22 protein-coding genes are annotated in these 22,240 nt (G+C 64.1%); 14 read left to right on the plus strand and 8 right to left on the minus strand.

Translation table 11 applies throughout. The annotated features are described in order from the left end of the window. Positions 1-98 precede the first annotated feature (98 nt). Complete coding sequence (locus V1280_RS39705) at positions 99-626, minus strand: DUF3124 domain-containing protein (RefSeq protein WP_334536068.1); 528 nt, start codon at positions 624-626, stop codon at positions 99-101. A gap of 67 nt (positions 627-693) precedes the next feature. On the opposite strand from V1280_RS39705, the gene V1280_RS39710 reads away from it, so the two are divergent. The 4 genes from V1280_RS39710 (at position 694) to V1280_RS39725 (ending at position 6,034) form a co-directional block, all read left to right on the plus strand. Then, positions 694-2,424, plus strand: coding sequence for a cation:proton antiporter (locus V1280_RS39710; RefSeq protein WP_334536070.1), 1,731 nt, complete (start codon positions 694-696; stop codon positions 2,422-2,424). A gap of 184 nt (positions 2,425-2,608) precedes the next feature. Further along, positions 2,609-3,685 (plus strand): 3,4-dihydroxy-2-butanone-4-phosphate synthase, encoded by a 1,077-nt coding sequence (gene ribB / locus V1280_RS39715; RefSeq protein WP_334536072.1) that lies wholly within the window; start codon positions 2,609-2,611, stop codon positions 3,683-3,685. Positions 3,686-3,825: 140 nt separating this feature from the next. After that, on the plus strand, positions 3,826-5,040 hold the full coding sequence (locus V1280_RS39720; RefSeq protein WP_334536074.1) for an acyl-CoA dehydrogenase: 1,215 nt from the start codon (positions 3,826-3,828) through the stop codon (positions 5,038-5,040). A gap of 70 nt (positions 5,041-5,110) precedes the next feature. After that, positions 5,111-6,034 (plus strand): MBL fold metallo-hydrolase, encoded by a 924-nt coding sequence (locus V1280_RS39725; protein WP_334536076.1) that lies wholly within the window; start codon positions 5,111-5,113, stop codon positions 6,032-6,034. 7 nt (positions 6,035-6,041) lie between these two features. Here V1280_RS39725 and V1280_RS39730 read toward each other — a convergent pair whose 3' ends face one another. Further along, a complete protein-coding gene (locus V1280_RS39730) occupies positions 6,042-6,896 on the minus strand; it encodes a DUF1499 domain-containing protein (RefSeq protein ID WP_334536078.1) in 855 nt (284 codons plus the stop codon). Positions 6,897-7,089: 193 nt separating this feature from the next. Here V1280_RS39730 and V1280_RS39735 point away from each other — a divergent pair, with 193 nt between their 5' ends. Further along, positions 7,090-8,298, plus strand: coding sequence for a hypothetical protein (locus V1280_RS39735; protein WP_334536079.1), 1,209 nt, complete (start codon positions 7,090-7,092; stop codon positions 8,296-8,298). 63 nt (positions 8,299-8,361) lie between these two features. On the opposite strand, the gene V1280_RS39740 is transcribed toward V1280_RS39735, so the two are convergent. Next, positions 8,362-9,990 (minus strand): fatty-acid--CoA ligase, encoded by a 1,629-nt coding sequence (locus tag V1280_RS39740; RefSeq protein WP_334536080.1) that lies wholly within the window; start codon positions 9,988-9,990, stop codon positions 8,362-8,364. Positions 9,991-10,055: 65 nt separating this feature from the next. Between V1280_RS39740 and V1280_RS39745 the strand changes: the two genes are divergently transcribed. Then, a complete protein-coding gene (locus tag V1280_RS39745) occupies positions 10,056-11,153 on the plus strand; it encodes an extensin family protein (RefSeq protein WP_334536081.1) in 1,098 nt (365 codons plus the stop codon). Positions 11,154-11,195: 42 nt separating this feature from the next. Here V1280_RS39745 and V1280_RS39750 read toward each other — a convergent pair whose 3' ends face one another. Further along, a complete protein-coding gene (locus V1280_RS39750) occupies positions 11,196-11,876 on the minus strand; it encodes a L,D-transpeptidase (RefSeq protein WP_148777735.1) in 681 nt (226 codons plus the stop codon). Positions 11,877-12,213: 337 nt separating this feature from the next. Here V1280_RS39750 and V1280_RS39755 point away from each other — a divergent pair, with 337 nt between their 5' ends. From V1280_RS39755 to V1280_RS39765, 3 genes are all read left to right on the plus strand, one after another. Further along, positions 12,214-13,191 (plus strand): magnesium transporter CorA family protein, encoded by a 978-nt coding sequence (locus tag V1280_RS39755; protein ID WP_334536082.1) that lies wholly within the window; start codon positions 12,214-12,216, stop codon positions 13,189-13,191. A gap of 186 nt (positions 13,192-13,377) precedes the next feature. Further along, entirely contained in the window at positions 13,378-13,614 is a 237-nt protein-coding gene (locus V1280_RS39760) for a hypothetical protein (RefSeq protein ID WP_334536083.1), read from the plus strand. Positions 13,615-13,814: 200 nt separating this feature from the next. Beyond that, positions 13,815-14,444, plus strand: a complete 630-nt coding sequence (locus V1280_RS39765; protein WP_334536084.1) for a Uma2 family endonuclease — start codon at positions 13,815-13,817, stop codon at positions 14,442-14,444. Between the two features lie 54 nt (positions 14,445-14,498). Here the strand turns inward: V1280_RS39765 and V1280_RS39770 are convergent, their stop codons facing one another. Together V1280_RS39770 and pdxH are read right to left on the minus strand one after the other, a co-directional pair. Further along, on the minus strand, positions 14,499-15,251 hold the full coding sequence (locus tag V1280_RS39770; protein WP_334536086.1) for an SDR family NAD(P)-dependent oxidoreductase: 753 nt from the start codon (positions 15,249-15,251) through the stop codon (positions 14,499-14,501). A gap of 26 nt (positions 15,252-15,277) precedes the next feature. Further along, complete coding sequence (pdxH, locus tag V1280_RS39775; protein WP_008141501.1) at positions 15,278-15,919, minus strand: pyridoxamine 5'-phosphate oxidase; 642 nt, start codon at positions 15,917-15,919, stop codon at positions 15,278-15,280. A 113-nt stretch (positions 15,920-16,032) separates the two neighbouring features. Here pdxH and V1280_RS39780 point away from each other — a divergent pair, with 113 nt between their 5' ends. Next, the gene (locus tag V1280_RS39780) at positions 16,033-16,440 is read left to right on the plus strand and encodes an RT0821/Lpp0805 family surface protein (protein WP_187437473.1); all 408 of its coding nucleotides are present in this window, start codon (positions 16,033-16,035) and stop codon (positions 16,438-16,440) included. A 159-nt stretch (positions 16,441-16,599) separates the two neighbouring features. Then, positions 16,600-17,565 (plus strand): J domain-containing protein, encoded by a 966-nt coding sequence (locus V1280_RS39785; protein WP_334536089.1) that lies wholly within the window; start codon positions 16,600-16,602, stop codon positions 17,563-17,565. A gap of 410 nt (positions 17,566-17,975) precedes the next feature. On the opposite strand, the gene V1280_RS39790 is transcribed toward V1280_RS39785, so the two are convergent. Together V1280_RS39790 and V1280_RS39795 are read right to left on the minus strand one after the other, a co-directional pair. After that, complete coding sequence (locus V1280_RS39790; RefSeq protein ID WP_334536091.1) at positions 17,976-18,749, minus strand: anti-sigma factor family protein; 774 nt, start codon at positions 18,747-18,749, stop codon at positions 17,976-17,978. Positions 18,750-18,855: 106 nt separating this feature from the next. Next, complete coding sequence (locus V1280_RS39795) at positions 18,856-19,344, minus strand: RNA polymerase sigma factor (RefSeq protein ID WP_027529035.1); 489 nt, start codon at positions 19,342-19,344, stop codon at positions 18,856-18,858. A 170-nt stretch (positions 19,345-19,514) separates the two neighbouring features. Here V1280_RS39795 and fabI point away from each other — a divergent pair, with 170 nt between their 5' ends. The 3 genes from fabI (at position 19,515) to aroC (ending at position 22,206) form a co-directional block, all read left to right on the plus strand. Then, positions 19,515-20,336 carry an enoyl-ACP reductase FabI gene (gene fabI, locus V1280_RS39800; RefSeq protein ID WP_334536092.1) on the plus strand — a complete coding sequence of 274 codons (822 nt, stop codon included), beginning with the start codon at positions 19,515-19,517 and terminating at the stop codon, positions 20,334-20,336. A 93-nt stretch (positions 20,337-20,429) separates the two neighbouring features. After that, entirely contained in the window at positions 20,430-21,029 is a 600-nt protein-coding gene (locus V1280_RS39805) for a histidine phosphatase family protein (RefSeq protein WP_334536094.1), read from the plus strand. Positions 21,030-21,117: 88 nt separating this feature from the next. After that, entirely contained in the window at positions 21,118-22,206 is a 1,089-nt protein-coding gene (gene aroC, locus V1280_RS39810; protein WP_334536095.1) for a chorismate synthase, read from the plus strand. The last annotated feature ends 34 nt before the right edge of the window (positions 22,207-22,240 follow it).

The following is a 22,240-nucleotide window of genomic DNA, read 5'->3' on the forward strand; positions in this document are numbered from 1 at the left end:
CATGGGGTTGTTTTCGTGTTTTCGATCTGCGGTCGCGACAGCATTCGCCGGAAGCAGCGGTCGGTCGACGGCCTTGATCCGGGCCGCTTCAACCCGCTTCACTTCTTGCTGACAGTCCTGGTCGGACGTCCCTGGCTGATGAAAGCGTAATGCGCATTGGCGACGCCGCCAACCATCAAGGCCTCGACCACCGGCTCGGCGATCTCGCCGGTGGCGGCCCAGTCGACGATGAAATTGGCTCCGGTCCCGCCGCGCACGTCGTCGGTCGGAATGAAGATCGAGATGGTCGCGAGCGGTTTTATCGCGACCGGCGCCTTCAGATAGCTCTCGACCTGCTTGCCGGCCGTGTCGAAATAGGCGATGCGCCGGACCACCAATGCTTGCGTCTCGGAGGCGTTGTGGACGCTCAGGGTCACCGAGAAATCGACCCGCAGCTTGCCCTGGCTCATCGCGACGCTGGAATAGGCCGGCACGTAGAAGCCACCGGAGACCGCCAGTTCCTCCTTCGGCAGCGCCGTGAGCAAATCGGCGAAGGTCTGTTCAAGGTTCACTTTGGGCTGCGCGGCCGCCGGGCCCGCGAAGGCGAGGGGGCATAGCAGCATTGCAGCGGCGAGGCCCGCCCGCATGTGACGAATTGCTCGCTTGCCGCGCTGCACTCGGTCTCTAGGGTGCGACGAAACGGACCGGTCTGGCATGCACGAGCTCATTCGCGACATCACTCTCTGTATCCTGTTTGCCTGGATGCTGGGCCTGCTCGCCCATTTTTCCCGGCAACCGCTGATCCTGGCCTACCTTATCGCCGGCTTCTGCATAGGTCCATTCGGTGCCGGCTGGGTCAAGTCGCAGGAATCGATCAGCGTCATCTCCGAGCTCGGCCTGATCTTCATGCTGTTCATGATCGGGCTCGAGATCGACCTGAAGAAGATCGTGCGGGCGGGCAAGGTGATCCTGTTCGCGGCCGGCGGCCAGCTGATCGGCGGCTGCCTGCTCGGCATCCTGTTCTTCGCCGGCATCGGACTTTCGCTCGGCGGCGGCCATTTCGACGCGCTCTATCTCTGCATTGCCTGCGCGCTCTCCTCAACCGTCATCATCGTCAAGGTGCTCTACGAGAAGCGCGAGCTCGACACCTTGCCCGGCCGCATCACGCTCGGCGTGCTGGTGCTTCAGGACATCTTTGCCATCCTGTTCCTGGCGGTGCAGCCGAGTCTCGCGAACCTGCAGATCGGCGTCATCCTGCTGTCGATCGGCCGCGTCGCGGTGCTGGTCGCGGCCGCGCTGCTGGTCAGCCGCTACGTGCTGCCGCGCCTGTTCCACCAGATCGCCCGCCGCCCCGAGCTGATCCTGCTCGGGGCGCTCGCCTGGTGCTTTCTTGTCGCCGAGACTGCCGAGCAGCTCTCGCTCTCGCGCGAGATGGGCGCGCTGATCGCTGGCGTCTCGCTCTCGACCTTTCCTTACGCGCTCGATGTCACGGCCAAGGTCACGACGCTCCGCGACTTCTTCATCACGCTGTTCTTCGTGGCGCTGGGCATGACCATTCCCGTGCCCGGCCTCTCGGTGATCGGGCTCGCCTTGATGATTGCCGCGTTCACGGTGGTGAGCCGCCTCGTCACCACCTTCACGCCGCTCTATCTGATGAAGCAGGGTCTGCGCGCGAGCCTGTTGCCTGCGATCAATCTGGCGCAAATCTCCGAGTTCTCGCTGGTGGTGATCCAGACCGGCGTCGCCGACAATCACATCGCAGCCGAAACGGCGAATGCGGCCTCCTTCGCCTTCGTGGTGCTGGCCGTGCTCTCGACCTTCGTCATGGCGCGCAGCGACGAGGTCACCCGCTGGGCCATCGGTCCGCTCAAGCGGATCGGCTTGCGCGATCTCGACCATGGCAACGGCCACGCCGAGGAGGGGCACGAAGGCGGCCATGGCGAAGCGCGCCGCATCGTCATCCTCGGCTTTTTCCGCAGCGCGAGCGCGCTGCTGGCCGAGATCGAACGGCAGACCCCGGTGCTGCTGGAGCAGATCACGGTGATCGACTTCAACCCCAATGTGTACCAGACCCTGCTTTCGCGCGGCCTGCATGTGATCTATGGCGACATCAGCAGCGCCGACACGCTGCTCCATGCCGGGATCGGCAAATCCGAGATGATCATCCTCAGCGTGCCGGACGCGCTGTTGAAGGGCGCCAGCAACGAGAAGCTGGTCCGCCACGTCCGCACCCTCAACCCCAAGGCCCTGATCGTCGCCACCGCCGATCTCCTCTCCGACGTCGCCGAGCTCTACGCGGCTGGCGCCAGCTATGTCACCGTGACCCGGCTCAGCGACGCCCATGAATTGTTTACGGTGATCGAGGCCGCCCAGGCCGGCCTGTTGGCCGACAAGCGCGCCGAGCTCGATGCTCGGCTTGGCGAGCGGCGCGAAGTGTTGCCCTGAGGGCGGTGCGGCCGTCTTCCGTCCGGGCCGGGCGCGCCTATATCCGTGGTATCTTCGGTGCAAGCCTCGTTAGCAGGTCTGCCTCCGGACATGTGCGGTTGCGTCCAGGACACTAGCGCCGGAGCCCAAGTCCAGCTAAGGCGTCCGGCTAAGCCTCCGGCCCATAACCAATAGAGATTGGGACATGCCCGATACCGTTCAGGAAGTTTTGCAGGCCTTTGCCCGGGGCGAGCTCGTCGTCGTGACCGATGACGAGGATCGCGAGGGCGAGGGCGATCTGATCGTCGCCGCCTCATTCTGCACAGCGGAAAAGATGGCCTTCATCATCCGCCATACCTCCGGCATCGTCTGCGCGCCGATCACCACCGAGGACGCGCGGCGGCTGCGGCTCGATCCGATGGTCGCCCACAACGATTCCGCCCACACCACGGCCTTCACGGTCTCGATCGACTACAAGCCCGACGGCGGCACCGGCATCTCGGCCGAGGAACGCGCCTCCTGCTGCCGTGCGCTGTCCAATCCCAATGCCGGCGCCAACGACTTCGCCCGTCCGGGCCACATCTTCCCGCTGATCGCCAAGGACGGCGGCGTGCTCTTGCGCTCCGGCCACACCGAGGCCGCGGTCGATCTCTGCAAGCTCTCAGGGCTGCCGCCGGTCGGCGTCATCAGCGAATTGATGAATGACGACGGCAGCGTGATGAAGGGCGAGCAGGTTTCCCAGTTCGCCGCCAAGCACAAGCTGAAGCACGTCACCATCGCCGACATGATCGCCTATCGCCAGGCGCGCGAAAAGCTGATCGAGCGGGTCTCGACCTTCACCACCGAAAGCCCGATCGGGCCGCTCCAGGGCTATGCCTACCGCTCGCCGTTCGATTCCATCGCCCACGTCGCGTTCGTCTACAATGGCGTCGGCGACGGCAAGAACGTGCTGACGCGCTTTCACAAGCCGAACATCGTCAAGGACACCTTTACCGGCCACAAGCGCATGGCGGCGGTGCTCGAGCACTTCAAGAAGTCCGGTCGCGGCGTGCTGGTCTATCTGCGCGACGGTGCGGCCGGCGTCCCCGTGGCCCCGCTGCCTGACGAGAGCGCGACGGAAGCCGACCGCAACCGCCAGTGGCGCGAAGTCGGCGTCGGAGCGCAGATCCTGCGCGATCTCGGCGTCACCTCGATCCGCCATCTCACCTCGTCGGTGCATGACTACAAGGGCCTCTCGGGCTTCGGCATCGAGATCGTCGCCAACGAGCAGCTTGAAAGCTAGCGCTGTCATTCCAGGGCCTGCGACGCGCATCCCCGGGATTCACGCAGACCGATACATCTGCAATGCAATTGCACTTGTTGCCGCGGCGCTTTAGTTTGTCCGGCAAATTTTAGACGGAACCAGATGCGAAAGGACGTTTCATGAGCGTGCGCCCTCAGACCAAGGACAAGCCGGCTGCGGCTTCCTTCCAGTGGGACGATCCGTTCCTGCTCGATGAGCAGCTGACCGAGGACGAGCGCATGGTGCGCGACACCGCCCGCGCCTACGCCCAGGACAAGCTGCTGCCGCGTATCACCAAGGCCTATCTCGAAGAGACGACGGATCGCGAGATCTTCAACGAGATGGGCGAGCTCGGCCTGATCGGCATCACGCTGCCGGAGGAATATGGCTGCGCCAATGCGAGCTACGTGGCTTACGGCCTCGTCGCGCGCGAGATCGAGCGGGTCGATTCCGGCTATCGTTCGATGAATTCGGTGCAGTCTTCCCTGGTGATGTACCCGATCTACGCCTATGGCGACGAGAACCAGCGCAAGAAATACCTGCCGAAGCTCGCCAGCGGCGAATGGGTCGGCTGCTTCGGCCTGACCGAGCCCGATGCCGGCTCCGACCCGTCCGGCATGAAGACCCGCGCCGAAAAGGTCTCCGACGGCTATCGCCTGACCGGCAGCAAGATGTGGATCTCGAACGCGCCGATCGCCGACGTGTTCGTGATCTGGGCCAAATCGGCCGAGCACGACAACCAGATCCGCGGCTTCGTGCTGGAGAAGGGCATGAAGGGCCTCTCTGCGCCGAAGATCGGAAGCAAGCTCAGCTTGCGCGCTTCCATCACCGGCGAGGTCGTGATGGACGGCGTCGTGGTCTCGGAAAGCGCGCTGTTGCCCAACGTTTCCGGCCTCAAGGGTCCGTTCGGCTGCCTTAACCGCGCCCGCTACGGCATCTCCTGGGGCGCGCTCGGCGCCGCCGAGGACTGCATGCATCGTGCCCGCCAGTACACGCTGGACCGCAAGCAGTTCGGCAAGCCGCTCGCCGCGACCCAGCTGGTGCAGAAGAAGCTCGCCGACATGGAAACCGAGATCGCGCTCGGCCTCCAGGGCTCGCTTCGCGTCGGTCGCCTGATGGACGAGGGCAAGTTCGCGCCCGAGATGATCTCGATCATGAAGCGCAACAATTGCGGCAAGGCCCTCGACATCGCCCGCGTCGCCCGCGACATGCACGGCGGCAACGGCATCTCGGCCGAGTACCACGTGATGCGCCACGTCCATAACCTCGAGACGGTCAACACCTACGAGGGCACCCACGACGTCCACGCCCTGATCCTGGGCCGCGCGATCACGGGCATTCAGGCGTTTTTCTGATTGGGTTCTCCGAGCTTCCGGGGCGCCTTCGGGGCGCCCCGGAATGACGTCAAAGAACAAAGAAGAAGCCATGTCCGACAACGACGACGTCCCGTTCAACCGCAACTTTCCGCTTAAGGCCGGTGTCGTCGAGGAAGTCCGCCCTGGCGTGCGGCGGGTGCTCTGTAACAATCCGAGCCCGTTCACCTTCACCGGTACCGTCAGCTACATCGTAGGCACCGGCAACGTCGCGATCATCGATCCCGGTCCCGACAATGAGGCCCATGCGGCCGCGCTGCTCGATGCCGTGCGCGGCGAGACGGTGAGCCATATCTTCGTCACCCACACCCACCGCGACCACTCGCCCAATACACCGCGCATCAAGCAGGCGACCGGCGCGCCGGTTTATGCCGAAGGCCCGCACCGCGCCTCGCGCCCCCGCTTTGAGAGCGAGAAGCACAATCCGGAATCCGGCTCCGATCGCGACTTCGTCCCCGATATCAGGATCGCTCATGGTGACGTCGTCGAAGGCTCCGGCTGGCGGCTCGAGGCCGTGGCGACGCCCGGTCACACCGCCAACCATCTCGCCTTTGCCTGGCCCGAGCGAAAGTTCAGCTTCGTCGGCGATCACGTCATGGGCTGGTCGACCTCGATCGTGGCGCCGCCCGACGGCTCGATGATCGACTACATGGAATCGCTCGACCGGCTCGCTGCGCGCGAGGAGGATCTGTATTTCTCCGGCCATGGTCCGGAGATCGCGGAGGGTCAGCGCTTCGTGCGTTTCCTGATCCGCCACCGCAAGGCGCGCGAGGCCTCGATCCTGCACCGCCTCGCCAAGGGCGAGACGGATATCCCGACCATGGTGCGCGCGATCTATATCGGCATCGATCCCAGGCTGACCACGGCCGCCGGCTATTCCGTGCTGGCGCATCTGGAGGACCTCGTCGCGCGCGGCGTTGTCGCGACGGACGGCGATCCCGTGATCGGCGGGACGTATCGGATGGCCAACGCCTAGCTCGCCGTCACTTCTTCACCGTCTTCGCCGGCGCCTTCGGCGGCGCGACCGGGGTCTTCTTCACCGGCTTCAGCGCGTCGGCGTCGGCTGCGGTGTTGAGGTCGTCGATGAATTTCGTTACGCGCGCGGCGTTGCTGCCGAGATCGCTCTCGAAATAGCGCGAGGCGGAGCGGATATCGACGCGGGAATCGTCGCCGTCAGGCACGACCCTGATCGAGATGTCCTCGCGAAAGCCCATGATCGGCGTGCGCGCCACCGCCTCGATGCGGCCCATGCGGCGCGGTGGCTGCGGCTCGCGTTCGTCGATGACAGTCCATTTGCGCTTGATGACGAGCTGGCGCGCGATCGCATAAGCGCGGTCAACGGGGATCTCGAGCTCGATCGGCTCGATGTCGGGATAGAATTGGCGCTGCTGCTCGGCCGAATAGAGACCGGCATAAACAGCGGTGTTGGTGCCGTCGCCGGTGCGCAGGCGCGACAGCGCGTCGAAGCGCGGCGGATCGATCGGGTCGGTGGTGATGTCGTGGATCGGCGGCAGCTTGCGGTACAGCAGGGCCTGATAAGCGGGATAGGCGAGGATCGCCCCGTCGATCAGGAAGGCGAGCAGGATGCGCGCCATGCCGCGCGAGCCGTTCTGCCAGATCGCGGCAAAGCCGGCGAGGCCGAACAGGATGGAAAGCGCGGCGATCGCGAGCCCGCCGAAGAATGTCGCCAGCGCCGGCTTCATCTCCAGGAAGTCGAAACGGACGATGATGATCGATACCACCACCGCCACCACCGCGAACACGGCCAGATTGCGCGCCCAGCTCGCGAGGCTGGACACGGGCTCCGACTGATAGGGAGCGGAAAACCTGCGGGCCATGCTGTTCCATCACCGATGTGAGTCGCCGGGCGAGGGCACGGGCGACGGGAGCAAGCTGACCTAGCGCATTTTCCGCAGGGCTGTGAAGCGGTTTATCCCCGGTCCTGAACCGGTGAAAGTCCGGGCAGTCGCGGTCGAACCAACGGGCCGCGACGCGCCACATAGGTGTGTATGGCGGTTCGCGGGAGGGGCCATGGGGAAGCAAGGGCATATGGGGAAGCAGGGCAACGCGGAGGATAGCGGCGCGGCACAGCCGCGGCGCCTGTTTCTGCTGCGGCTGACGATCCTTGTCGCATTTTGCGCCGGATTGGCGATGTCCCCGGGACTATGGATGGGGCCCCGGTCTTATCCACAGGTGCCGGTCTGGTCGCTGCTGCCACCGATCGAGGGCGCCGTGGCGGCAGCACTCTATGGCGCTCTTTTCGTGCTGGCGGCGCTTGCCGTGATCGTTCCTCGCGCGCGCTGGCCGATCGCAGGATTTCTCGCCATTATTGTCGCATTCTGCCTTGCCGACCAGACGCGGTGGCAGCCCTGGGTGTTTCAATACAGCTTCCTGCTCGCAGCCGTAGGGCTCGCGGGCGGAGGCGGCGCGGCGCCGGTCGACGATCTGCAGACTCTGAACCTGGCCCGCCTGGTCATCGTCTTCACCTACGTCTTCTCCGGGCTCCAGAAGATCAACCTCAACTTCATGGAGAATGAGTTTTCCTGGATCATCACGCCGATCACCAGCCTGCTTCCGTCGATGACCACGCCTCTCGATGCCTTCGGCTTCTTGGTCCCCTTCGTTCAGGTGGCGTTCGGCATCGGTCTGTTGACCCGCCGCTTCCGTCGCGCCTCGCTCGCGGCCGCGGTTGGCATGCATGTCTTCATTCTGGCGATGTTCGGTCCCCTGGGCTTGAACTGGAACGACATCGTCTGGCCATGGACTGCGGCGATGGCGGTGTTCGACGTGCTGCTGTTTTCAAGCCCCGATGACTTCACCTGGCGCGACATCGTCTGGAACGTGCGCGACCTTCGCCATGGCGCGGCAGTGGCGCTGTTCGTGGTGCTGCCGGCGTTGAGCTTCTTCAATCTCTGGGATTCCTACCTGTCCTCGGCGCTCTATTCCGGCAATCTCACCGAGGCGCAGATCTATCTCAGCGATCTCGGCGCGGCGTCGACGCCGGGCAACGTTCGCCCGTATCTGGTCCACACCTCGGAGAATACCAACGTGCTCAATCTCCAGCGCTGGGCGATCGCGGATCTCAACGTGACGCCTTATGCCGAAACGCGCGTCTTCAAGACCATTGCCGGCGATCTGTGCCACGCCCTGCGCGACCGCAGCCAGCTCGTGCTCGTGGTGAAGGAGCAGCGTCTGTTCTTCAGCCGCCCGGAGGTTGGCCTTCGCTGTTCGCAATTGTGAGCGGCCCGAAACAATGCGGCCCCTCGAGGGGCCGCATTGCCGATGCCGTTGCAGTGCAGCGCTTTACGCTGCCGCGTTCGGGAAGCGATATTCCTTGAACTGGTCGCGCAGCGCGGTCTTCAGGATCTTGCCGGTCGCGGTATGCGGGATGCCGTCGACGAAGGCGACGTCGTCGGGCATCCACCATTTGGCGATCTTGCCGTCCATGTATTTGAGGATGTCGTCGCGCGTGGCCTGCTGGCCCTGCTTGAGCTGCACGATCAGCAGCGGCCGCTCGTCCCATTTGGGATGGAAGACGCCGATCACGGCGGCCTCCGCCACCGCCGGATGGCCGACCGCGAGGTTTTCGAGGTCGATCGAGGAGATCCACTCGCCACCGGACTTGATCACGTCCTTGGAACGGTCGGTGATCCGCATGTAGCCGCCCTCGTCGATGGTTGCGACGTCGCCGGTGTCGAAGAAGCCCTCCTCGTCGAGGATGTTCGCATCGAGACGGAAGTAGGCCTTGGCGACCGCCGGGCCCGAGACCTTGAGGCGGCCAAAGGTCTTGCCGTCCCAGGGCAGCTCCTTGCCGGCATCGTCGGTGATCTTCATTTCGACCGCGAAGGGCGCATAGCCCTGCATTTGCAGCACGTCGAGCTGCGCATCGCCGGTCGCGTTCTGGAACGGCGGCTTCAGCGCCGAGACGCTGCCGATCGGGCTCATCTCGGTCATGCCCCAAGCATGACGGACGTTCGAGCCCATGTCGAGGAAGGCCTTGATCATCGAGCGCGGCATCGCCGAGCCGCCGCAGATCACCATCTTCAGGTCCGGCAGCTTCAGATTATTGGCGGTCATGTGCTGGAGCAGCATCAGCCACACCGTCGGCACGCCGGCGGTGTGCGTCACTTTCTCGGTGGAGAGCAGCTCGTAAACCGAGGCGCCGTCGAGCTTGGGCCCGGGCATCACCAGCTTGGTGCCCTGCGAGGGCGCGGAGAAGGCGATGCCCCAACTGTTGGCATGGAATAGCGGAACCACCGGCAGCATCGTCTCCGAGGCGCTGGTGCCGAGCGCGTCGACATTGTTGGCCATCAGCGCGTGCAGCACGTTGGAGCGATGCGAATACAGCACGCCCTTCGGGTCGCCGGTCGTGCCGGACGTGTAGCACATCGCCGCCGCCGTGTTCTCGTCAAAGTCCTTCCATTTGAATTTGCCGTCGGCCTCGGCGATCCAGTCCTCGTAGGCCACGACGTTCTTCAACGTGGTCTCGGGCATATGCGCCTTGTCGGTGAGGATGATGTACCGTTCGACGCTCGGCAGCTTGTCGGCGAGCTTTTCCAACACGGGGACGAAGGTGAGGTCGACCATCACGATGCGGTCTTGCGCATGGTTGATGATCCAGCCGATCTGCTCGGGGAAAAGCCGGGGATTGACGGTATGGCAGATGGCGCCGATGCCCATGATGCCGTACCAGACCTCGAGATGGCGCCAGGTGTTCCAGGCGATCGTGGCGACGCGGTCGCCGAGCTTGATGCCGTCGCGCTCCAGCATCTGCGAGACCTTGAGCGCGCGCTGGTGGATTTCGGCGTAGGTGGTGCGATGGATCGGTCCCTCGACCGATCGCGTCACGACCTCCTGCTTGCCATGAATCTTGGCGGCGTGTTCGATGATCCGGTGGCAGAGCAGGGGCCAATCTTGCATCAAGCCGAGCATTCAGACGTTCCTCCGAGAAGTCGCTGGGCGCGTTATCGCTCTCAGCGCAGGGCCAAAGAATTGTCATGAGTTTTAGCCTGCCGGACTTTCGCCGCAAATGGTCTTGTCGCGGCAATATGTCCGCCCGCGCGGCAATGGTTACCGCTGCGCTGGGGCTAACGCTTGTGCTCGCGGATCGGGTGGAGGCGCGAAACTATGCTGCACCGCTCGATATCTTTGGTCTTGGCACCCCACGGCCGCGCGGGAGCGCTCATTCCGCCAAGCTACCGCTCAAGATACCGCTACCAAAGCCTCGCCCCGAGGAGGCCCCCAAAGCAACGGAGGCCGCGCCGGAGACCGACGGCAAGCCTTCGCTAGACAAGCCTTCCCCGGACAAACCCAGCAGACCGGCCGAGGCCGCGCCGCTGCCCGAGAAGCAGCTCTCGGCTTGTCGTATCGCGCTGACCGAGGAGATCGCGGTCGCGCCGTCGATTCCCGATATCCATGGCCCCGGCGCCTGCGGCGGCGAGGATCTGGTACGGCTGGAAGCGATCGTGCTGCCGGACAAGCGCAAGGTCGCAGTCAAGCCCGCGGCGATCCTCCGCTGCACCATGGCATCGGCGATCGCCGATTGGGTCCGCACCGACATGGTGCCGCTGGCCGCGAGCCTCGGCTCGACCATCACCGACCTCGACAATTTCGACAGTTTTGAGTGCCGCGGCCGCAACCGCATCGTCGGCGCCATGCTGTCCGAGCACGGCAGGGCCAACGCGCTCGACGTGCGCTCGCTCAAGCTCGCCAACGGCCAGTTGATCGGCCTGACCGAGCGCACCATGTCGCGCGACGTGCGCGAGCGCGTGCTGCATTCTGTCTGCTCGCGCTTTTCCACGGTGCTCGGCCCGGGCTCGGACTGGTACCACGAAGACCACATCCACCTTGATCTGGCGCAGCGGCGCAACGACTACCGGATCTGCCAATGGAACGTCTGGGACCCCTTGCCCCAGGTGGCGCCTCTGCTGCCGGCCGAGCGCCCCGAGGAGGCGCCGCCCCGCGAGGTCGCGGCCAAGTCGGAGGGCACCAAGGATGGGGCTGACGATCAGGAGGGCGCGAAACCTGCCGCGCCGGCGGACAAGCCGGCAGCCGACTCCGGCAATAGCAAGCCGCCAACAAAAAAGCGCCGGTAAAACCGGCGCTTTTCAAAAACCTTCAGATCACGCGGAGATCAATTAGTTGCTGGTCTGATAACCGCCGCCCTGGAGGGCCAGCCGCGAATTGTACGGCGAGTCGCCGTGCTTGGGCTCGAGCACAACCACGATGGTGCCGAGCTTGACGCGGCCGTAAAGATCGATCGCATCCTCATTGGTCAGGCGGATGCAGCCCGAGGAGATCGAGGCGCCGATATATTCAGGCTGGTTGGTGCCGTGGATGCGGAACAGCGTGTCCTTGCCGCCGGAATAGAGGTACAGCGCGCGGGAGCCCATCGGATTGTCCGGGCCCGGAGCGACGAAGGTCGGCACGCCCAGGCGCGAGATCTCGCCGGGCGTCGGATGCCACGCCGGCCATTCCGTCATGCTGCCGACCTTGGCGATGCCTGACCAGGCCATGGCCTCTTCGCCGACGGTGATGCCGTAGCGGATCGCCTTGCCGCCATCCATCACGTAATAGAGGTAGTGGTTGTCGGAATCGACCACGATCGAGCCCGGCGACTCCTTGCGGTGGTAGTCGACGATGGCGCGGCGGAAGGGCTCTGCGACCGGGGTGTTTTCATACCGGATCTTCGCGAGCAGTTCCTTGTCCTTCGGCTTGAAACTCTGGGTGTTGGTGGCCTCATAATGCGTGCCCTGCATGCAGCCCGACAACATGAAGCCGGCGGCCAAAATACCAAGCGTAACTTTCAGCGACGACATGATTTGGTTCCAATCGAAAACAACAAGCTTTCGCGGGGCTTGAGCCAAGCTCAATTCCACGACTCCTTGGACCCCATTATCGTTGAAATCTGCCACAATTCCAGCTTTTCAGGGCTTGTCCCGCGCTGCGGGACCCAACCTGTGGCTTTTTTGCCGCAATTTTTGCGACCTTGGGCCGGATTTTGGGCATGGAATTCCGGGTTGTCGATTCTGTGCCACAGTTGGGCCATGCCGTCGCCATAAATGCAAACGCCCCGTTAATGTGCTTGTCATCATGAACTTGTCAGAATCGCGCTAAGGGCTGTCATTCTGTCGCAGGCCCCTCTTGGAGTTGTTCATGTTTTCTGTGTTCGTTCCCACCGACTCCTCCCTGAAGAAGGCCGTTGTCGACGATCTCGCCGCTGTGCCGGAACACGCCGTGTGGATCGATCTGTTCAATCCGAACGCAGCCGAGGACAAGGCGGTGGAGAAGCTCTCGGGGATCGCGATCCCGACCCGGGAAGACATGCAGGAGATCGAGATCTCCAGCCGTCTCTATATCGAGAACAGCGCGCGCTACATGACCGCAACGCTGATGTGCCACTCCGACACCGACATGCCCCGGACCACGGCGGTGACCTTCATCCTCGGCGATCATCGCCTGGTCACGGTCCGCTACGACCAGCCCAAGCCGTTCGCCCTGGTCGAGGCCAAGCTGGCGCGGTCCTGCACCCCGGGGATCACCGGCGAGATGGTGCTGATGGAACTGCTGGACGCCGTGATCGACCGCTGCGCCGACATTCTGGAACGCTGCGGCGCCGAGATCGACCAGGTCTCGCATGACATCTTCGAGCCGGAGAGCGAGCGTCACGGCCACGCCAAGCAATATTCGCAGATCCTGATCTCGATCGGCCGCAAGGGCGATTTGACCTCCAAGGTTCGCGAGAGCCTGGTGTCGATTGGCCGCGTCGTCGCCTTCCTTTCGGCGGTTGTGGAGGGCGTGAAATGGTCAAAGGACATGCGCGAGCAGCTCAAGACCATGCAGCGCGACGTCGTCTCGCTGACCGACCACGCCTCCTATCTCTCCAGCAAGATCACCTTCGTGCTCGACGCCATGCTCGGCGTCGTCAATCTCGAGCAGAACAACATCATCAAGCTGTTTTCGGTCATGGCTGTTGTCCTGATGCCGCCGACACTGATCGCCTCGATCTACGGCATGAACTTCAAGTCGATGCCGGAACTCGAATGGACGCACGGTTATCCCTATGCGCTCGTCTTCATGGTGTGCGCCGCGATCGTTCCGTACTGGATATTCAAGTGGAAGAAGTGGCTTTAATAGTGACCGAGACCTTACGCCGGTCGCAGAGACAGGGATGATGGTGTCGCAGAATAGAGCGCCATTGCGGCGACGCGGTGATGCGTGTGCTGCGCCCCAATTCCTCCGGTAAAATTTGAGCGGTGGGCTGAACGTTTGCGCGAAACTTGTCTGCGATAAGCAGAGGGTTAGCCGCGAGGAAAAACCATGGTTGAAAAACACATAACGACGCCCCGCAACGTCATCGATCTGACGAGCTATCGTCAGGCCGTGGCGAGCGGCAAGGCGCCGTCGTTGTCGGCACGCATGTGCCGGCACTGTGGTGCTCCGCTGCTCGATGGCGAGAACGACGACGACTGCTCGACTGCATTCAACGCTGCCGCAGTTCCAAATGCTGCAGCTTTGAGGCTGCGCGAACGGTCGCGTCGGATTCGCCTGGATTGAGGAGTGGAAGAAGGGCGGGCGATCCAGTCTTGCGGCGGCGTTGTCTGGATCGCCTTGCTTCCCTCCCGTGGCCCTTGTCCCTGACGTTCAGCCGTAGCGTCTGATTCGGGGGTGTCGCGGCCTCTCCAAACACTTCCTATCTCTATTGGCGTTCGTGGCGGAGCCGAGTAGGCTTGCGCCTTGTGACATCGGAGACGCCGATGGGTGTTGAAATCAAAGAGCCTGCTAAGGCCGGGCACATGTCCGGCCAGCGCTTCCGTATGTTCCAGGAAGGTCGTCCGGACCATGAACGCTGGGAGCTCGTCGCAGGTGTCCCGATGATGATGACCCTGCCGACCATCGCACATAACCGCATCGCCGGAAATCTCGAGCATCTGCTGAACGATGCACTCGCTGGTCACCACCAGAGCCGTATCGCGATGCAGCGTCCCGGCATCGAACTCGGCTCGGGCGAATTCCGGCCGGAGCCGGACGTCGCCATCATCGATGCAGAGTACGAGCCGGACCAGAGGTTCGTGGACCGGGCCTATTTGCTGGCCGAGATCGTCTCCGCCACCGACGGCACACGTGTGCCCGACACCGAGACAAAGTGGATTGACGTCAAGCGAACCATCTACCTCGCTCATGCTCCTTGCGAGGCGGTGCTCATCATCGAACAAGATCGGATGGAAGTGCGTCTCGACACCAAGACACAGAACGGTTGGACCTCGCAGACGCTCGGTCCGGCGGATGATCTGAACCTGCCTGCATTCGGGTTGCAATGCGCGGTCGCCGAACTTTATGAGGGGACGCCTTTGCAGCCGCGGCGCGAACGAAAACGCTCTGCTTGAGCTTCGATTGTGATGCCGGGGCTGGTCTTGACCATACTGGAATGACGACGATCGCTACACGTGCTGGCCGCCGTTGATGTGGATCTCGGCGCCGTTGACGTAAGAACTGGTGTCCGTGCACAGCACGTAGATGATCTTGGCGACTTCGTCCGGTGTGCCGAGGCGGTGCATCGGAATCTGCTGGTCGACGATCTTCTCGGTGCCCGGCGACAGGATCGAGGTGTCGATCTCGCCCGGCGCGATCGCGTTGACGCGCACGCCGACGCGGCCGAAGTCCGAGGCCATCTCGCGCGTCAGGGATGCGAGCGCCGCCTTGGAGGTCGCGTACGCCGCGCCCGCGAAGGGATGCACGCGCGAGCCCGCGATCGAGGTGACGTTCACGACCGAGCCCCTGGCCGCCTTCAATTCCTCGATCAAGCCGCGCGCGATCATGATCGGCGCGAAGAAGTTGACGTGGAAGACGTGCGTCCAGGTGTCGAGGTCGGTGTCGACCGAACCGAGCCTGGAGCCGCCGGGACCTTTCGGCGAGATCGCGGCGTTGTTGACCAGCGCGTGCAGCATGCCGCCTTCGAGGCGGTCGCGGATGTCGGAGATTGCGCGCGCGGTGTCCTGGGGATTGCCGAGGTCGACCTGGATGTGGTCCTCGGGGCCCGCGTCCCACGGGCAATCCTCGGGGAAGGCATGCCGCGAGCAGGTGATGACGCGCCAGCCCGCCGACGAGAAGCGGATCACGGTGGCGTGGCCGATGCCGCGGCTTGCTCCGGTCAGGAGCAGCGTGCGGCGCGGCGCATTGGACGAATGCGGCATGGACATCTTTCAGGTCGGCCTAAAGCTCAAGGATACATCCGCGTCTTGGACCACGGCTGACCGGCTGCGTCACGGCGAAATTCGATGCGGTCGTGCAGACGGAATGGGCGGTCGTGCCAGAATTCGATGCGTGACGGCGTGATGCGCCAGCCGCTCCAGCCCGGCGGCCGCGGCACTTCGCCGATGACGTGCTTGGCGGCGACCTTTGCGATGGCCTGCTCGAAGGCGAAGCGGCTCTCGAGCTCTTGCGACTGCTTGCTCGCCCAGGCGCCGATCTGCGCCTGTTTTGGTCGCGTCGCGAAATAGGCGTCGGCCTCGGCATCGGTCACCGGCGTCACGTTGCCGCGGATGCGGACCTGACGGCGCAGCGACTTCCAGTGAAAAAGTAAAGCCGCCTTAGGATTTGCGGCGAGTTCGCGGCCCTTTTGGCTTGCGATGTGGCTGTAGAAGACAAAACCTTCGGTATCGAAGCCCTTCATCAGCACCATGCGCACGTCGGGCAGGCCGTCGGGATCGACGGTTGCGAGCGCCATGGCGTTCGGATCGTTCGGCTCGCTCTTGATCGCCTCGTTCAGCCAGGCCTCGAACAGCGCAAAAGGCTCGTCGGCGGCGGTGAAATCACCGGATGTTAAGGGTGTCTGGTGTTTCATCGAGGTCGTGTCGGTCATGTCTGGAGTCCGAATTGCGTCCCGCGGCCCAAAGCGCGCTGTTGTCTGCTACGGCCCTATATAGGGCATGGGGACGCGTTGGCCTATCGGCGATGCGGCCGTCGGGCCTTGCGATGACGATGATTTTGATCGGGCTCGGCGCCGGCGGCTGCAGTCTGTCCCGCACTGACACCAACGCCTATGCCAAGGCCGACGACAACGACCTCACCGGCTCGGTCGCACGGCCGGCGAAGGAAGCTCCGCCGACCGAGACCGATCTCGCCTTCGCCCGCAACGCCGCCTCCGACGTGCTGAGCATGGGCGACAAGGATGCCAGCCAGCACTGGGAGAATCCTGAAACCGGCGCGCGCGGTTCGGTGACGCCGATCGCGCAATCCTACGCCGCCGAGGATGGCCGCAAGTGCCGCGATTTCCTGGCGAGCTACGTCAACGGGACGACCGAAAGCTGGCTCCAGGGCGCCGGCTGCCAAAGCAGCCGTGGCCGTTGGGAGATTCATACGCTAAAGCCGTGGCGGAGCTGAGCATGATCCGGGAACCCATTTTCCGATAAGATCGTGCTCGAATCGTAACGGGTCGCTCCACTCGACTAGTTGCAAAAATGCCACTCGCCCCCCACATGAGGCTCAGCTCGGGCGGGGAGCCCTTTGAACAATCGACTTTCCCTAGAGGAGACGTGACGGATGCGCGACCCCTATGAGGTCTTGGGGGTGCCGCGGAGCGCCAACGCTGCCGCGATCAAGAGCGCCTATCGCAAGCTGGCCAAGAAGCATCATCCCGACAGCAACAAGGATGATCCCAAGGCCGCCGAGCGCTTCTCCGAGATCAATTCGGCCAACGAGATCATCGGCGACGAGGACAAGCGCAAGCAGTTCGACCGCGGCGAGATCGATGCCGATGGCAAGCCGCGCTTCCAGGGCTTTCCGGGCGGCGGCGGGCCGCGCGGTCGTGCGGGTCCCGGCGGCTTCGAGAGCTACAATTTCCGTAGCGGCGGGGCAGGCCCCGGCCAGGGCGCGGGCGCGTTCGAGGACATCCTCAACAGCATGTTCGGCGGCGGGGTGCGCGGTGCGCGGCCCGGGGCCGGTGGCGGCGCCCAGTTCGAATTCGACACCGGCGGGGTCGGGCTCGATCTCGACGTCAATGTCGCCATGTCCGTCTCGTTGGAAGAATCGGTCAAGGGCGGCGAGAAGCGCGTCCGGCTGCCCAATGGCAAGGAACTCAACGTCAAGATTCCGGCCGGCGTCGTCGAGGGTCAGCAGATCCGGCTGCGCGGCCAGGGCGAGAGCGCGCAGGGCCATCCTCCCGGCGACCTCCTGATCACCATCAGCATCGCAGCCCACCCGTTCTTCAAGATCGAGGGCGCTGACCTCAGGATCGACCTGCCGGTCACGCTCTACGAGGCTGTGCTCGGCGGCAAGGTCCGCGTGCCCACGCTCGGCAACGCCGTGGAGCTGTCGGTCCCGAAAAACACCTCCAGCGGCCGGACCTTCCGCCTCAAAGGTAAGGGCTTGCCGAAATCTGGCGGGACCGGGGATCTCTTCGTCACCGTCAGGATTATGCTACCGGACGGGAACGACGCCGAGCTTGAAGCATTGATGGAAAAGTGGCGGGACCAACACCCCTACAATCCACGTAGCGGGCTTGGCTGACGCATGATCCGGAAAAGTGTGCAGCGGTTTTCCGAAAAGATCATGCGCAAACAATAGGCTAAAGCGCGAGCCATCGCGCTTTAGGGCGAGATCGGAACTGAAGGGGTTCTCCTAAAGACTGAGAGCATTGCCCGTACGGATGATGCTCGTCATATCTGCGAGGCGTGGTAGCGCTTCTTGGCTCGCATGGTCGACGCGTCGACTGTCCGGCGGGGCAGCCGACAAAAAGGTGCGGCCTCGAGAGGGGGACCAGCGCGGTACCAAAAACCCCAATCGAGGCCGCCCGCGTCGATCGGCGGATCGAACGCCGCTCATATTCGCGTGAGCACCCGGTGCGATAATGAGACGCACACATGTCTTGATTCCAAATTTTCAATGTCGGAATCGAGGCACTGTGTTTGCGCGGTTGTTCAGCCGCCGGCTTTCTCGGCCTGGTCGTACACCGCTTGCGCCACCTTGGTGAGGCGATCGCGGTCGGCGCCGCCGCCGCTGACGACGTAGCCGACGCCGCGCTCGGCCCAGAACAGTGCCCCGTCCCTGTCTGCCTTGGCGTAGCGCATCTGCGTCGCGCCGTTCTCGGTCTTGGCGGTGTAGATCGTGTAGCGCTCACCGGAGGCGCCCTCATACATCAGGAAGGACGCCGGCCCGTTCGGCCCCGGCAGTAGCCGGCCGCCGACCAGTTTCAGCCCGCTCGCCTCCAGATTGGGTGCGAACACGGTCCAGCCGCAACGCCGGGTCAGCCAAGCCTGAAGATGGTCGCGCTCGTTGCCGCCGACCTCGACGGGATGGCGGACCTCGACGACATAGAGGCGGTGGGCATCGAGCGCATCCGTCGTAAAGCTCTGGAAGGTCGAGGGCGCGTTGGCGGCGCCATGCGCCACCCAGCCGGCCGTCCCGCCAGCGATGAAGGCAACCAGTGTGGCCGCAACGGCGCCGTAGAGCCATTGCCGCGGACGGCGCTCCAGCCGCTCGAGCTCCAGCCGGGCCGGCACCGGCTCCTGGCCGACGCTGTCGTAGCGCGCGTGCAGCATCTCGGCCATGGCGCGCCAGGACTGCACCCGCTCGGCATCCTCGGGATGGGCGGCGAGCCAGGCCTCGACGTCGGCGCGGCGCTCGGTCGGCAGCTCGCCATCGACAAAGGCGTGCAGTTCGTCTTCGGTCACGGGAATATTGCGGTCGTTCATATCGGTCGTCTCTGGCTCTGCGGCCCAAAATATTTGACGCGGTTCAACTGCGCTGCTTCTCTCTTCGTGCAGCGGACGCGGTATGCGCGATGCATCAATCCTGCCATCATTTCACCCGCCTGAGCGACGGACGCTCACCCTCCAGCGACGCTTTAACGTGTGCGCGGGCGCGCGCCAGGCGGGACATGACGGTGCCGATCGGCACGCCCTGGATGTCGGCGACCTCGCGGTAGCTCATGCCCTCCAGCATCACCAGGAGCAGCACCGAGCGTTGCTCCTCGACCAGCGTCGAGAGCGCCCGTTCGATGTCGCGTCCTTCGGCCTCCGTCCCGCTGGCATCCGGGTTGTTCTCCGTCAGCTGCATGAATTGCGGACGCCTTGCCAGCGAGCGCCGCCGATTCTTGTTGAGGTTGGTCAGGATCGTGTAGAGCCAGCTCCTGACGTCGCCTCCGAGAAACAATCGCTCCGAACGCAGCGCACGCACCAGCGTGTCCTGCACCAGATCGTCGGCCGCATCCGCATCGCGCGTCAGCGCACGGGCGTAGCGGCGCAACGCCGGGATCATGGCTTCCACGCTCTGGCGAAACGCACTCATTGCCGTCTGGACGTCCTTCACATCAGGCGCGAGCGCCTCAACGATCATAACACCCGAACGGAACGGCTATTCCGGCGCTGGAAACAGCGTTAACGCCGCGTATTAGGACTGTACCGCAGGGGAGCGCTGGTGTACCTCCAGACCTTAACGAGAGCCACGGGACGTTAGCAATGGCGCAGAATTCAGGACTGATGCAAGGCAAGCGCGGGGTGATCCTCGGCGTCGCCAACAACCGCTCGATCGCCTGGGGCATCGCCAAGGCATGCCAGGCTGCCGGCGCCGAGATCGCGCTCACCTATCAGGGCGATGCGCTGAAGAAGCGGGTCGAGCCGCTCGCCGCCGAGCTCGGCGCGCTCTTGCTCGGCCATTGCGACGTCACGGACGCTGCGACCATCGATGCGGTGTTCGACGTGCTGAAGGCGAAGTGGGGCAAGATCGATTTCGTCGTGCACGCGATCGCATTTGCCGACAAGGATCAGCTCGAGGGCCGCTACGTCGACACCACCGCCGACAACTTCTCCAAGTCGATGCTGATCTCCTGCTATTCGCTGACTGCGGTCGCGCAGCGCGCCGAGAAGCTGATGACCGACGGCGGTTCGATCATCACGCTGAGCTATTACGGCTCCGAGAAGTGGATGCCGAACTACAACGTCATGGGCGTCGCCAAGGCGGCGCTGGAGGCGAGCGTGCGTTATCTGGCTGCCGATCTCGGCGAGAAGGCGATCCGCGTCAACGCAATCTCTGCGGGACCGATCAAGACGCTGGCGTTCGCCGGCATCGCCGATTCACGCCTGCTGTTGAAATACAACGAGGTCAACGCGCCGCTGCGCCGCAACGTGACGATCGAGGAGGTCGGCGACAGTTCGCTGTATTTCCTGTCCGACCTGTCGCGCGGCGTCACCGGCGAAGTGCATCACGTCGATGCCGGCTACCACGTGCTCGGCATGAAGCGCCCCGACGCGCCGGATGTATCGATCGGTAGCAAGGACTAGAGCATGATCCGGAAAAGTGGGCACCGGTTTTCCCTCGCGACAAACGCGGAACGCGTTTGCGCGGAGATCATGCTCAAACAAAACTAACCCGGAATGCCCGTGCCCACGATCTACTATCTTCGCCACGGCGAAACCGAGTGGAATGCGCTCGGCAGGCTCCAGGGCACCAAGGACGTTCCGCTGAACGCGCGTGGCCGCGGCCAAGCGGTGCAGGCAGGCCTCATCCTGGCCGATCTCCTCAAGCGCGACGGCCGCGACAAGACGACGCTGCCCTATGTATCGAGCCCGCTCGGCCGCGCCCGCCAGACCATGGAACTCGCGCGCAGTAAGCTCGAATTGACGGTCGCGGATTATGCGCTGGACGATCGCCTGCGCGAGATCGGCTATGGCGTCTGGGAAGGGCTGACGCTGGCCGAGAGCGAGGCGAAAGATCCCGAGATTTATGCCAGGCGCCTCGCGGACAAATGGACGGTGGGGCCCGCGGGCGCGGAGACCTACGCCGAGGTGCAGGTCCGCGTTCGCGCCTGGTACGACGAGCTTCGGACCGACACCGTTGCGGTCGCGCATGGCGGCACCTGCCGGGCCCTGATGGTCTCGCTCGGCCTGGAGACGCCGGCCAGCGCCGCCGAGCTCTATATCGAGCAGGGCGCCGTCTACGTGTTCCGCGACGGTCGGCTGGACAAGTATAGTTAAGCCTTGAGGTCCTTCCGGAGCGACAGCCGGGTTTGACCCCCGGCCCACCGCGCGTTACCACACGCCGGAACCGAGCCAGCGAGCAGCGATGTCCTTCAACACCTTCGGCCACATGTTTCGCGTCACCACCTTTGGCGAGAGCCATGGGGTGGCGATCGGCTGCGTGGTCGACGGCTGCCCGCCCATGATCCCGCTCACCGAGGCCGACATCCAGCAGGACCTCGATCGCCGGAAGCCGGGCCAGTCGCGCTTCACCACCCAGCGCCAGGAGCCGGACCAGGTCAAGATCCTGTCCGGCGTGATGGCGCATCCCGAGACCGGCGTGCAGGTGACGACGGGCACCCCGATCGGGCTCTTGATCGAGAACACCGACCAGCGCTCCAAGGACTATTCGGAGATCAAGGACAAGTTTCGCCCCGGTCACGCCGACTTCACCTATGAGGCTAAGTACGGCCTGCGCGACTATCGCGGTGGCGGCCGTTCCTCCGCGCGCGAGACCGCGATGCGCGTCGCCGCCGGTGCGATCGCGCGAAAAGTGTTGCCCGACGTCAAGGTCCGCGGCGCGCTGGTGCAGATGGGGCCGCACAAGATCGACCGCGCGATGTGGGACTGGGACGAGATCGCCAGAAATCCGTTCTTCTGTCCGGACAAGGACAAGGCCGCGTTCTTCGAGACCTATCTCGACGGCATCCGCAAGAGCGGCTCCTCGATCGGCGCCGTGCTCGAAATCGTCGCCGAGGGCGTGCCGGCAGGCCTGGGCGCACCGATCTACGCCAAGCTCGATTCCGATCTGGCGGGCGCGATGATGACCATCAACGCGGTGAAGGGCGTCGAGATCGGCGCCGGCTTTGGCGCCGCCGAACTGACCGGCGAAGAGAACGCCGACGAGATGCGCACCGGCAATGACGGCACGCGCTTCCTGTCCAACCATGCCGGCGGCGTTCTGGGCGGCATCTCTACGGGACAGCCGATCGTGGTGCGTTTCGCGGTGAAGCCGACCTCGTCGATCCTGCAGCCGCGCCTGACCGTCGATCGCCAGGGCGCCGACACCGAGATTTTTACGAAAGGCCGTCACGACCCCTGCGTCGGCATCCGCGCCGTCCCGGTCGGCGAAGCCATGATGGCCTGCGTGCTGGCAGATCACTTTATTCGCGATCGCGGGCAGGTGGGGCGCTAGAGCCCCTGCTTGAAGCTTTTGTGTCGCGGTATCA

Source organism: Bradyrhizobium sp. AZCC 2230, from assembly GCF_036924495.1.
GTDB lineage: Bacteria > Pseudomonadota > Alphaproteobacteria > Rhizobiales > Xanthobacteraceae > Bradyrhizobium > Bradyrhizobium rifense.